The sequence below is a fragment of the Mycobacterium sp. NGS48 genome, assembly GCF_059812585.1.
Map to the genome: position 1 here is coordinate 295045 of NZ_JCALCY010000004.1, position 12489 is coordinate 307533.

Annotated in this window: 11 protein-coding genes; 3 read left to right on the top strand and 8 right to left on the bottom strand. The window is 66.1% G+C overall.

Features of this window, described 5'->3' with window-relative positions; translation table 11 throughout:
- Nucleotides 1-33: 33 nt before the first annotated feature.
- The 3 genes from AC5Y42_RS10505 to AC5Y42_RS10515 form a co-directional block, all read right to left on the bottom strand.
- A complete protein-coding gene (locus AC5Y42_RS10505) occupies nt 34-2928 on the bottom strand; it encodes an MMPL/RND family transporter (RefSeq protein ID WP_499897904.1) in 2895 nt (964 codons plus the stop codon).
- The gene (locus AC5Y42_RS10510; RefSeq protein WP_499897906.1) at nt 2925-3344 is read right to left on the bottom strand and encodes an MmpS family transport accessory protein; all 420 of its coding nucleotides are present in this window, start codon (nt 3342-3344) and stop codon (nt 2925-2927) included. Before AC5Y42_RS10510 ends, AC5Y42_RS10505 begins: the two co-directional genes overlap by 4 nt.
- Nucleotides 3345-3625: 281 nt before the next feature.
- Entirely contained in the window at nt 3626-4669 is a 1044-nt protein-coding gene (locus tag AC5Y42_RS10515) for an NAD(P)H-dependent amine dehydrogenase family protein (RefSeq protein WP_499897907.1), read from the bottom strand.
- 77 nt (nt 4670-4746) lie between these two features.
- On the opposite strand from AC5Y42_RS10515, the gene AC5Y42_RS10520 reads away from it, so the two are divergent.
- Nucleotides 4747-5964: an enhanced intracellular survival protein Eis gene (locus tag AC5Y42_RS10520; RefSeq protein ID WP_499897908.1), complete on the top strand. Its 1218-nt coding sequence runs from the start codon at nt 4747-4749 to the stop codon at nt 5962-5964.
- Nucleotides 5965-5976: 12 nt separating this feature from the next.
- Here the strand turns inward: AC5Y42_RS10520 and AC5Y42_RS10525 are convergent, their stop codons facing one another.
- The 5 genes from AC5Y42_RS10525 to AC5Y42_RS10545 all read right to left on the bottom strand — a co-directional run bounded on the left by AC5Y42_RS10525 (nt 5977) and on the right by AC5Y42_RS10545 (nt 9916).
- The gene (locus AC5Y42_RS10525; protein WP_499897910.1) at nt 5977-6399 is read right to left on the bottom strand and encodes a PPOX class F420-dependent oxidoreductase; all 423 of its coding nucleotides are present in this window, start codon (nt 6397-6399) and stop codon (nt 5977-5979) included.
- 2 nt (nt 6400-6401) lie between these two features.
- Nucleotides 6402-7505, bottom strand: a complete 1104-nt coding sequence (locus tag AC5Y42_RS10530) for an acyl-CoA dehydrogenase family protein (RefSeq protein WP_499897911.1) — start codon at nt 7503-7505, stop codon at nt 6402-6404.
- Between the two features lie 7 nt (nt 7506-7512).
- Nucleotides 7513-8673 (bottom strand): acyl-CoA dehydrogenase family protein, encoded by a 1161-nt coding sequence (locus AC5Y42_RS10535; RefSeq protein ID WP_499898128.1) that lies wholly within the window; start codon nt 8671-8673, stop codon nt 7513-7515.
- A gap of 90 nt (nt 8674-8763) precedes the next feature.
- Nucleotides 8764-9750, bottom strand: a complete 987-nt coding sequence (locus AC5Y42_RS10540) for an NAD-dependent epimerase/dehydratase family protein (RefSeq protein ID WP_499897913.1) — start codon at nt 9748-9750, stop codon at nt 8764-8766.
- A 1-nt stretch (nt 9751) separates the two neighbouring features.
- Nucleotides 9752-9916 (bottom strand): hypothetical protein, encoded by a 165-nt coding sequence (locus AC5Y42_RS10545; RefSeq protein ID WP_499897915.1) that lies wholly within the window; start codon nt 9914-9916, stop codon nt 9752-9754.
- A gap of 175 nt (nt 9917-10091) precedes the next feature.
- Here AC5Y42_RS10545 and AC5Y42_RS10550 point away from each other — a divergent pair, with 175 nt between their 5' ends.
- Complete coding sequence (locus tag AC5Y42_RS10550) at nt 10092-10916, top strand: ComEA family DNA-binding protein (RefSeq protein ID WP_499897916.1); 825 nt, start codon at nt 10092-10094, stop codon at nt 10914-10916.
- Between the two features lie 50 nt (nt 10917-10966).
- Nucleotides 10967-12481 (top strand): ComEC/Rec2 family competence protein, encoded by a 1515-nt coding sequence (locus tag AC5Y42_RS10555; RefSeq protein WP_499898129.1) that lies wholly within the window; start codon nt 10967-10969, stop codon nt 12479-12481.
- Nucleotides 12482-12489: the final 8 nt, after the last annotated feature.

The window sequence follows — 12489 nt, forward strand, 5'->3', positions numbered from 1 at the left end:
CGGCGACTTTCGTTGCCGATTTTCGCAATGGCGTTACGCTGACGGGCCTTGTATCGGCACAGCCAGCGGCGCGGTATCGTCGCTGAGCCGGTCCGGGGGAGGCCGCCGTCGCGCATTGTCGCCGCGGGGATGGACGATCTGGGGCCACCAGAACCAGCGTCCGAGCAAGACGGCGACCGACGGCATGAATAGCGCGCGCACCACCAGCGTGTCCATCAACAGGCCGAGGCAGACGGTGGAACCGAACTGGCCGAGCACCCGCAACTCGCTGCCCAGCATGGCCGCCATCGTGAATGCGAACACCAGGCCCGCGGCGGTCACCGTGCCGCCGCTTCCGCCCATCGCCCGGATATACCCGGTCTTGAGCCCGGCGTGGATCTCCTCTTTGAACCGGGAGACCAGCAGCAGGTTGTAGTCGGATCCGACGGCCAACAGGATGATGATGGACAGCACCATCACGATCCAGTGGATATGGATGCCGAAGAGGTCCTGCCAAATGAGCACGGACAGTCCGAAGGCCGCCGCGATCGAGCTTCCCGCGGTGCCCACGATCACCAGCGCGGCCACCAGGCTTCGAGTGATCAGCAGCATGATCATGAAAATCAGCGTGAGCGCCGACACCACCGCGATCATCAGGTCGTATCTGGCGCCGTCGTGCATGTCCTTGAACGTCGCGGCGGTACCGCCGAGGTAGACCTTGGCATCCGACAGCGAGGACTGCTTGAGCGCTTCTTGCGCCGCAGTGCGTACCGGGGCAACCCGTTCGATTCCCTCCGGGCTCATCGGATCACCCTGGTGGGTGATGAAGAAGCGGGCGGATTTGCCGTCCGGCGACAGGAACTGCCGGAGCCCGACCTGGAAGTCCGGGTTGTCGAACGCTTCTGGGGGCAGGTAGAAGAGGTCGTCGTTCCTGGAGTCGTCGAAGCTCTGTCCCATGACGATCCCGGTGTCGCTCAACGCCTCCAGCTGGTTGATCATCGCGGTGAAGGTGCTGTGCAGTGTCAGCGTCAGCGAGCGGGTGGTTTTCAGCGATTCGATCTGCGGCGGCAGCACCGTGAGCAACTCTTGCGTCACGGCATCGAGGTCGTCGAAGTCGTCGGCGAGCGTGTGGAACTTTTGATCGAGCTCGTCGATGCCGTCCAGCGAGTCCCATATTGACTTCAACGAGAAGCAGATGGGGATGTCGTAGCAGTGCTTCTCCCAGTAGAAGTAACTGCGGATCGGCCGCCACATGTCCTCGAAATTCGCGAAGTTGTCCCGCAATTCATCGGTAATCTCGGTCAGTTCATGGGTGTCGATGTTCGTGCGGTGCGTCGCCGCGCTCAGCCGTGTCTGGATGTCAAGGGTCTTCTGCAGATAGTCGATGGTGATTCCGAGTTGGTCCGATATCTTCAGCACGTCGGCCAGGCGATCTTTGAGGTAGTCCATGTTCTGCATGAGGGTCTGGCCCTGCACACTGTTCTGAAATGCGATGGAGCTGTGCTGAATCGGAATCCCCAACGGCCTGGTGATGTCTTGGATCATCGCGATGCCCACGGTGCGGATGACGTTTCTGGCTACCTTGTCCAACACCAGCATGTCGGCCGTATTGCGCATATCGTGGTCGGCCTCGACCATCAACATGTCGGGGTTCATCCGGGCCTGCGAGAAGTGCCGGTCTGCGGCCGCGTACCCGAGGTTGGCCGGGGCTGATGTCGGCAGATAGTGGCGGTCGTTGTAACTCGTCGAGTATCCGGGCAAGGCGACCATGCCGATGAGCACGACCACGCCACTTGCGGCCAAAACCGCGCCGGGCCAACGCACGACCGCGGTGCCGACCTTCCGCCACAGCTTGCTCTTGGCGGGCCGCTTGGATTCGAAAAGACCGAATCGGCTGCCGACAAAAACAACAGCCGGTCCCAGCGTCAGACCAGCCGCCACCACGACCAGCATTCCGATCGCCACTGGCGGCCCCATCGTGGAGAACCAGGGCAGTCGGGCCAGGCTGAGGCAGTACGTCGCACCGGCGATGGTCAGACCCGACCCCAACACAACCGGGGCCACTGAACGAAACGTCGTGTAGTAGGCGGTTTCTCGGTCCTCGCCGGCCCGGTGTGCTTCTTGATAGCGGCCGATCAGGAAGATTCCGTAATCCGTTGCGGCCGCGATCGCCAGCATGGTGAGGATATTCGCGGCGAACGTGGTCAGCCCGAATGCGTTGGCGTTGCCCAGCACCGCGACGGTTCCCCTGGCCGCGCTCAACGCGACAAAGGTCATGAACAGCTGGACCAGGGTGGTGACGAACGAGCGGTAAACCAGCAACAACATGAGCGCGATCGCGCCCAGGGTGAACAGCGTGATCTTCGCCAGGCTTTTGTTCCCGATGATGTGCATGTCGTCACTCAGCGCCGCCGGACCGGTGACGTAACCCTTCACCCCCGGGGGTGCGGGTGTTTTGTCCACCACCTCACGGATGGCGCTGACGGAGTCATTGGCCTCTGTGGTGCCCTGGTTGCCGGCGATGTTGATCATCACGTAGGCGCTCTTGGCGTCGGCGGCCTGCACGCCCGCCGCAGTCAGGCGGTCGCTCCAGAAGTCCTGGATGTGCTGGACATGCTCGGGGTCCTGCGACAGTTGGCGAATGATGTCTTCGTAGTAGCGGTGCGCCGCATCGCCGAGCTTGTCCTGGCCTTCCAGGACGACCATGATCGTGCTGTTGGAATCGAATTCCTTGAAGTTGTGGCCCAGCCGCATCATCGAGACCATCGACGGCGCGTCCATCGGTGCCATCGGGGCCGAGTGTTCCTCGCCCACCACTTCCAGTTGCGGGACCGCGACGTTGACGATGACGGTCAGCGCCACCCACCCCAGGATGATCGGCACCGCGAACAGGCGGATGAAGTGCGGGATGACCGGCCGACGGGGGCGCGTGCCAGTTGTCTGGGTCATGCGGACTTCACCAGGCAGAAGGTCTGGGCCTTGACGCCGTGGACCGTTTTCTCCTCCCGGACCACACCGTCAACGGTGATCCGGCAGCTGATTCGATCGCCGTCGCCCTGTGCCACGATGTTGGCGCTGACCGAGGGCAGCGTCGTGGTGACCGTGTATGACCACGGCACCGGCACGCCGTTGATTTGGTGGGTGTTCGCCTCGGCGTCCCAGTAGTTGATGTTGGCGGTGGTCCCGGCGGGGCCGAAGACCTCGTACTTGACGTCCTTCGGATTGAACTGCACGATCTCGATCCCCCCGCCCGCGCCCGCGTTGAGGTCTTCAGAGCCGAAGATGCGGTGCAGCCGTAACACGATGAGTCCCGAGACGGTGAGTACGACCACCAGGACCAGGGGTATCCACGCGCGTTTGGCCATGTTAGCGATTGGAATCGCTCTCACCGCGTCTCCTCCCGCTCACCGATCAGCGACCGTTCGCACGAGTTCTGTCGCCACAGCGCGGCTCGGCGGCAGGCTGTCCGACAGCGCGCGTGGTGCGATCCACATGTTCTCAGATGCGCTCGTCTCCGTCGGCTTTGACCTCCGACACCGCCGAACCTTCGCACGGCTAAGAATCGTAGAGGATACGGTACGACCGCGTTCCGTTACCCTCGCCGGTCCGCGGCTGGGGTGCCCCGGCGTCGCGCGTGCGATCGCTGCTACACCGCAACGCGACCGGTGACGGGCGGCAGGTCGGCCAGTGTCACGATCCCCGGCTTGGCCGCCACCACAGCAGGGACGGCGTTGGTGACCGGCATCGCGGTGTAGATCATGCCCAGACCCATGAATCCCGGTTCCGTCCAATCCCTCGGCGGCAGACAATGAATCACGGTGCGCATATTGGGCAGGCCGAAAACTTGAATGACATGCCCGTGCTCCAGTGGTTTCGGCGGTGTGACGTGCGCTCCCATGACCCAGTTGAATCCGACGCTGACGACGTTCTTGTTGCCGACCCAGCCGCGGTGATACCCATAGACGCTGCCGACCGTTCCGGCCGGAATCTTCATGAAGCCCAAATCGGTGTCCGCGGTGGCGGCGGTGAATTTGACGTCGAACGTCATCTTGTCCAGCGTCGCCCCGATCGCCTCGGCCATCATCGCGGCCGCCTCGGCGAACACTTCGCTTTCCCGGCGCACGCTTTCGGCCAGGCCCGGGGTGTCCGGGTCTTGGGAGAAGCCCATGGCGGTCTGGGTGCCCGCCGATTCGTAGGTCGAGCAGTCGACCGATTCGGTGATGCGGATCTCGTCGACGCGCTCGCAGGACGCGCTGAGCACCATGCCCACCATGTTCGTCATACCCGGGTGTGCGCCGCTGCCGAAGATCGTCGACCCACCCCGCTCACAGGCGTCGACGATGCGTCGCCGGTCCTGCGGGTTTTGCTTGCCGCCGGTGATCCAGGCTGCGCTGGAGCAGACGTTTATTCCAGCCTCGAGCAGGCGCACCAGGTCGTCGATGTTGGGCCACAACGGGTTATAGCAACAAGCATCGGGTTTCAGCGCCAGCAGCGCGTCGACGTCATCGGTGGCCGCGATCCCGGTCGGCTGCGGCCAGCCGGACAGTTCGGCGGCGTCGACACCGACCTTGTCCGGGCCGTGCGCATACACGCCGACCAACTCCATGTCGGGTCGGCCGATGATGGCGTGCAGCGATCGTCGTCCGATGTTGCCGGTGGTCCACTGGATCACGCGCAGCGGGGCTGTCATCTGACTCCTCGGTGTTGGCAGTGCCAACGACGATATCCGGGTGCGATACGCCGGGGTTTGTGGCACCGTCGAACTTCGTGAACGACGCCGCACCTCCCGGTCTGACCCTGCGCAGCGCCACCGATGACGACTGGCCGGCGATGGCGTTGTTGGCCGCCGCTGGTTTCGGCGAATTCGGCGACCCCGGCTCATTGACCCTCTGGCAGACCTTGCTGGCGCGCGACGGCATCGTCCTGATCTGTGACGACGTGCTGGAGCAGGCCGTCGTCGGCATGTCGCTCTATCTCGACCTGCAGTTGACCGTGCCGGGCGGGGCGGTGCTTCCCACTGCCGGGGTCAGCCTGGTCGTGGTTGCGCCGACACACCGCCGACGGGGGTTGTTGCGCGCGATGTACTCCGAATTGCATCAACGCATCGCCGATTCGGCCTATCCGATCGCGGCGCTGACGGCCAGCGAGGGCGGCATCTATGGACGGTTCGGCTACGGCCCGGCCACGATCAAACACGAGTTCTCGATCAACCGCAGCCTTGTCGGCTTCCACGCTGACGCCCCGGACCCGAGTGGCGTTCGGCTGGTCAGGCCGGCTGAGCATCGCGACGAGTTTGCCGCAATCTACGAGCGTTGGCGGCTACAGACACCTGGCGGGCTGGCGCGCCCGCAACCACTCTGGGATGAGCTGCTGGCCGACCGAAAGGGCGCCCGCCGCGGCGGAACCCCGTGGTTTGGGCTGCTGCACGCCGACGGATATGTCCTCTACCGGGTGCACGACGACAATCAGCGAGTGGCTCGGGTAGCTGAGCTGAGGGCCGCGACCAACGACGCCCATGCCGCCTTGTGGCGAGCACTGCTCGGCCTGGACCTGATGAAGTCCGTCGCCACCGCAACCCACCCGGACGACCCGTTGCCCTACCTGCTGACCGACACCCGCCTCGCCCACACCACCGGACGCCAGGACGACTTATGGCTGCGGCTCATGGACATTCCGACCGCGCTGGAAGCCCGTAGCTACCAGGCCGAACTTTCCGCGGTGGTTGAGGTCGTCGACGGATTCCGCTGCGACGGCGGACGATTCGCGTTGGATATCCGCAACGGCCGGGCGCGCTGTACGGCCAGCGACGCGCCGGCCGACATCGAGATGGATCTCGACGTGCTGGGCAGCCTGTACCTGGGTGTGCATCGCGCGCCGGTGCTGGCGGCGGCTAATCGGCTGCGCACCAAGGACTCCGAGCTGATCCGTCGCCTCGACGCTGCCTTTGTCAGCGATGTCCCCGCCCAGTTGGGATTTGGCTTCTGAGTGGCGCTGTTGTCAGTCGGCGATGTTGAACGCGGCGACGACTTTGGTCGGGCGCACCCGCACCAGCAGTTCGCCGGCAACGGCGTTGCGGCGGCCGAACTCGATCGCACGGTGCGTTCCCATGTAACGTCCGCCGATCCGGGTGGCGATGTCGAGTAGCTCTGCGGCGTCCTCGGTGACGCTGGCAACCCCTTGCACCTGGACGAACGAATAGGGCGGATGCGGGTCGTCCACGCAGACCACCACACGTGAATCACGCTGCAGAGCACGACCTTTGGCAGTATTGTGGCCCGTGTTGAACACCAGCTCGCCGTCGTCGACGATGAACCACACCGGGGCCACCAACGGTCGACCATCGGATGCCGCGAATCCCAGCATCCCGGTGCGGGTGCCTGCCGAAAGGAATTCGGTGACTTCCGAGGAGAATTCGGTCATACCTACAGGGTGACGATGTCGTAGTCGCCGACGTGGTCGATGAGGACGTGCAACTGGTCCTGTGACGAGCCCAGCGTGCGCTCGATCGCCGTGAGCCGGGCCGCATAGTGGCCGACCGGATATTCGGCGGTCATGCCGATACCGCCGTGCAACTGGATCGCTTCTTCGGCGATATGCCGCCCTGACCGACCGATCTGCAATTTCGCCCGTGCCCCGATCAACGGGTCGAGTGTGCCGCCAGCAATCGACATCGCGGCATAGAAGTTCATGCTGCGAGCCAGTTCCAGTGAGACGTACATGTCCGCGGCGCGCTGGGTCAGCGTCTGGAAAGTGTTCAGGGTGACGCCGAACTGCTTGCGCGTCTTGAGGTAGTCGGTGGTCAGCCGAAGCGCTTCCTCCATGGCGCCGACCGCCTCGGCGCACAACGCCGACTGGATGCGCACGATTGCGTTCTGGATGGCCGCTGATGCGTCGACCGCATCGCCGAGCGGCTCGCCGGCAGCCTGGTCCAGGTCGATCTGAGCACCGCGCGCACCGTCGAACGTCTGGTACGGCCGTCGGGCGACGGGCCCGTTGCCGTCCAGGTCGGAGACCAGGAACAAACCGGTCCCACCGTCCGGCAAGGCGGCGCTGACAATCAGGGTGTCGGCGCAGTCGCCGGCGAGAACCGGGTTCTTCTGCCCGCTCAGTAGCCATGAATCACCCTGTTGCACAGCGGTTGTCGCAGACCCCGTCCTGGGCTCGAGGTGAGCGAAGGCCAGCAGCCTTTCACCGGACGCGACGTCGTCCAGCACCTGCTTTTGAGCTTCGGTGCCCAGCTCGGCGATGATCGCGCCGGGCCCCAGTGCGGCGTGCACGACGGGTTCGGGAGCCAGCCGGCGCCCGATTTCGGTGAGCACCACCATGATCTCGATCTGGCCCGCCTCGGCTGGATCGAATCCCAGCCCGAGGATCCCGGTGTCGGCCAACTGGCTCCACACTTCGCGGCTCCAGCCCAAATCGGTGCCGACAACCTTCAGGCGGCTCTCCGGGTCGTAGGCTCGGGACAGCAAGTCGCGGGTGGTGTCGCGGAGCAGTGTCTGCTCGTCGCTTAATTGAAAGTCCATGACAACCTCACAATCCCAGGATGGTGGACGCGATGATGGTGCGCTGCACCTCGTTGCTGCCGCCGTAGATCGACGTCTTGCGGTAGTTCAGGTAGCGTGGTGCACTCCCTTGCGCCCAGCCGGGTGAGGCAATGCCGTCACCGGCTTTGAACGGCAACGCATCGGGCCCGGCCACCTCCATCAGAAGTTCGGTCGCGGTCTGCTGCAACTGGCTGCCGCGCAGTTTCAGCACCGACGATGCCGGGTTGGGCTTACCGCCCGACGAGCCCGACGCCACTCGCATCTGGGTGAGCTCCAGTGTCAGCACCTCGTTTTCGGCTTCGGCGAGACGGGCCGCGAATAGCGGATCGTCGAGCAGGCCGGTCTCGGTAGCGCGCTGCTTGGCCTCCGCGAGGCGAACTTTGGTCCGGCCCACCTGCGCGATACCGGTCCGCTCGTTGCCCAACAGAAACTTCGCGTAGGTCCAGCCCTGGTTTTCTTCTCCCACCAGCTGATCGGCGGGGACCCGGACATCCTCGAAGAACACCTCGTTGACTTCGTGGCCGCCGTCGATCAGCTTGATCGGCCGCATCGTGATGCCCGGGGTGTCCAGGTCGATCAGCAGAAACGAAATCCCCGCCTGCTTTTTCGGTGCCTGCGGATCGGTGCGCACCAGGCAGAAGATCCAATCCGCGTACTGCCCGAGCGTCGTCCATGTCTTCTGACCGTTGACGACATAGCTGTCACCGTCGCGCACTGCAGTGGTGCGCAGCGACGCCAAGTCCGAGCCGGCTTCGGGCTCGGAAAACCCTTGACACCACCAAATGTCCAGGGCCGCCGTCGGCGGCAGGAAGCGCTGCTTGGTCTCCTGGGAGCCGAACTCGGCGATCACCGGCCCGACCATCTTTGCGTTGAAGTTCAGCGGCTCGGGCACCGAGGCCAGCTGCATCTCGTCCAGCCAGATCTGGTGCTGGGCCGGTGTCCAGTCCTTGCCGCCCCATTCCACCGGCCAGCCGGGCACTGCCAGACCGTGATCGTTGAGGATCTTGTGGCTGGTCGCGAGGTCATCGCGGCTGGGTGGTAACCCCAGGCGGCTCCGCTCCCGGATGTCCGCGGGGATCTGCGTGGTGTAGAAGGTGCGAAGCTCGTCGCGGAATGCGGCTTCGTCCGCTGTGAGCGCCAATTGCACGGGTGTCTCCATCTGTTGGGAACTCTATCCAGCACGTTAGCGGGTTGTCTCGTAGCCCTCCGCCGCGCCCGCTTCCGCCGCGTCCGGCTCTCAGAGTGACTCTGTGAGTGCCTGCAATGTTTGGGCCGACGTGTACCGCGGCGTCCAGCCGAGCTGGGTTTTGGCCTTGTCGGTGGCCATCACCACCGATGTGCGGGCGATGTGCAGCCATTCCGCGGCCGAGGGAACGAACGGCAGTCGAGCGATCACCGTCGACGCGGCCGTCGCCGCAGCGGCGGGCACCCGCACCGGTCGGCCGCCGAGCGCCTCGGCCACCTCGGAGACCGACAGCACCCCGTCGCCGGCGATGTTGTAGGCGCCGGGCGGAGCCGAACTGGTGGCGGCCAGCACAATGGCGGTGGCGACGTCGTCGTGGTGGACCAGCTGTAGCGGGTTGCCCGGGTCGGGGACCGGGGGTTTGAGCAGGGGCACCCGCCGGATCGCAGCGCCGGCATACGGAATGCGGTTCCACGGCATCGCGTCGACCAACGCGTGCGCCTGTGGGCCGGCGACGATGCAGGGCCGCAGCACGTAGACCTCCAGCGGTGTCCCCGCGGTGATCTCGTCGAGCGCGGCTTCGCAGGCTGCCTTCTGCTGGGAGTAATAGTGCTCGGGTGAGCCCCGCGCTGGTACATCTTCGGTCAGCGGGACCGGGTTCTCGCCGTGATAGCCGTAGGCGGCTACCGACGAGCTGTACACCAGACGGCGCGGCCTCTCGGCGGCGGCTCCGGCCGCGCAGGCTTCGAAGACATTCCGGGTGCCTTCGAGGTTCACCCGTTCACTTTCCTGGCGGGACCCCATGATGATGAACGCCAAGTGCACCACCACGTCAGCCTCGGCGACCAAGGCATCCACCGCGTTGCGGTCCAAGATGTCACCTTGCAGATAGATCGTCTTGGCCCAACCCCGCGACGACGGTTCGAAGGGCCGGCGCGCCATGCCGATGATGCGGTCGACGGCGGGGTCGCGCTCCAGCGCCGTCACCGCCGAGGTGCCGATTTCGCCGGTAGGTCCGGTAACCGCGACAGTGAGTCCCACGTCAGCCCCGATGACGGCCAGATCGCTTGCGCCACCAAATAATTCCGACGACGCTGACACCCGCGACTGAAGCCACGATGGCAAGCGGCGGCTTGACTGCGGCCTTCTTGCTGTCCAGCTTGGTCGTCAGCGCGCCGACGGCTTCGCCGAGCTCAGCTTGCGTCATGGGCGCCGCTCATTCACGCGCCGGATGTTCAAACCCATAGTCGCCCGGCTACCCGCATGCTCGATCGTCAAACCTGCCGGCGACGGTTGTACACAGTTTCGGCTTACTCCACAGAAGGCCTTCGGCAGCGGTGCGACGGCGCCGCGGCGACGGTCGGCGCACCTACCGTCGGCGCATGCGAACAGAACCGCCTGCCGAGCGGCTGCACCGGCGACTCGGCGCCCAGCCCGACACGGAGGCTGACGCGACCGACGACGGCGACGACCCCAATTCCTTGCTGCCGCGCTGGCTTCCGGACAGCACGGCACACAACGCCGGTTTGCTGGCCCGGGTCCGCGCGGATCCCGGTCGTGCCGGCGCTGTAGCCCTGGCGGTGGTGGCCGCGATCGCGGTACTGGTCACCGTGTTCACCTTGGTGCGCGACCAGCCGGCACCGGTGGTGTCGGCCAAGTTGCCACCGGTGGAGATGGTGTCGAGTCGCAGCCCGAGCGCCACCGCCTCGGCCGGACCGGCCCAACCGGTGATCGTCAGCGTGGTCGGTCTGGTGCACACGCCCGGGCTGGTCACATTGGCGCCCGGCGCACGGATCGCTGACGCGCTGAAGGCGGCGGGCGGCGCGATGGACGGCGCGGACACCATCGGGTTGAACATGGCGCGACAGGTCGGCGACGGCGAGCAGATCGTGGTCGGTATCGCCCCGCCCCGCGGCCAGCCGACCGCGTTGGGCAGCTCGGTCAATCCCGGTTCGGCGCCGGCGACGCCCGCCGCCCCTGGCAAACCATCCGGGGCGACAACGGCCAAGTCCGGCGAGGTGATCGATCTGAACACCGCGACGGTCCAGCAACTGGACACCCTGCCGGGCATCGGGCCGGTGACCGCCGCCGCGATCGTGGCGTGGCGTGAAGCCAACGGCAAATTCAGCAGCGTCGACCAACTCGCCGAAGTCGACGGTATCGGGCCGGCGCGGCTGGACAAGTTGCGCGCGCTGGTCCGTGTCTAGCGCCCGTGCAGCATCCGTTGGTGGCCGATGTGCCGGCCGCGCGGCTCGACGTGCGTTTGGTGCCCGCTGCACTGGCCGGGTGGGTTGTCAACGCCGCCGGGATCGTCTGGCCGATCGGCAATGTCGTTGCCGCACTGTGCCTAGTGGGTGCTGCCTCGGGAGCACTGCTGGCGCGCAAGCCACACCTGCGGACCCTGGGCATCGGCCTGGCCGCGATTGGGGTCGTGGGCGCGGGGTTCGGCTTCGCAATCGCATTACGCGCGGCGGCAGCCGCTCACCACCCGATTACCGCGGCGTTCGGGACGGCCGCGAAAGTGATGGTCACACCCAGCGAAAGCGCATTGCCGCTGGGTCGCGGCCGGCTGATGTTCCGCGCGAAGCTGCAGCGCCTCGGGAATGACGAGATATCCGGCCGGGTAGTCGTTTTCGCGCCGGAACACGCGTTTGGGGACGTGATGGTGGGCCAGCCGGCGCAGTTCCGGGCGCGGATCACCCGTCCCACCCGGCATGACCTGACGGTGGCGGTGCTCAACGCGATCGGCGAGCCGACCATGGGGCGTGCCGTGCCGGTGTACCGGGCTGCGCATGCCGTGCGCGCCCAGTTTGCGGGCACAGCGCGTCGAGTGCTGCCGACCGACCAAGCGGCGATGTTGCCTGCCCTGGTCCTCGGCGACACCTCGCAGGTGGCTCCTGCGACGAGCCGGGAGTTCCGAGTGGCGGGACTGACGCATCTCATGGCGGTATCCGGGGCGAATGTGACGATCGTGTGCGGCGCGGTGCTGTTTTCGGCACGGCTGATCGGGCCGCGCTTAGCGGTGGCGCTCGCCGCTTGTGCGCTGCTGGTGTTCGTCGTCGTGGTGCAACCCACGGCCAGCGTGTTGCGCGCCGCCGTGATGGGCGCCATCGCGCTGGTGGGAGTGTTGTCGACGCGGCGGCGCCAGGCGATTCCGGCACTGTCGGCCACCGTGCTGGTGTTGATGGTCGCCGCCCCTCAGTTGGCGGTCGACGTTGGTTTCGCGCTGTCGGTGCTAGCCACGGCGGCGCTGGTGGTCATTGCGCCGGTCTGGTCGCGGCGGCTGGTGTCGGCCGGCTGGCCTAAACCGCTGACCGACGCGATCTGTGTGGCGGGTGCGGCGCAGCTGGTGACTGCGCCGCTGATCGCCGGGATCTCCGGCCAGGTCAGCCTGGTATCCGCGGCCGCCAATCTCGCGGTGGCGGCGCTGATCGCGCCGATCACCGTGATGGGCAGCGCCGCAGCCGCGCTGTGCCTGTTCTGGCCGGCAGGCGCACAGTTGCTGATCCGGTTCACCGGTCCAGAGCTGTGGTGGGTGCTGCACATCGCACGCTGGGCGGCCGCGGTACCGGCCGCCAGCGTGGGGGTCCCGTCCGGGGTCCGGGGTGTCGTGCTCGTCGGCGCCGTCGCGGTGCTGACGGTGGTGCTGTGGCGCTGGCGGTGGTTTCGGGTGGCGGCTGCGGTCGCCGCTGCGGGCTTACTGGCTTGGTCGTTGTCGGGCTTGGTGCCGACGGGGTCGCTGTCGGCAGGACGTGACACGATCGAGTGGTGAGCCAGGCG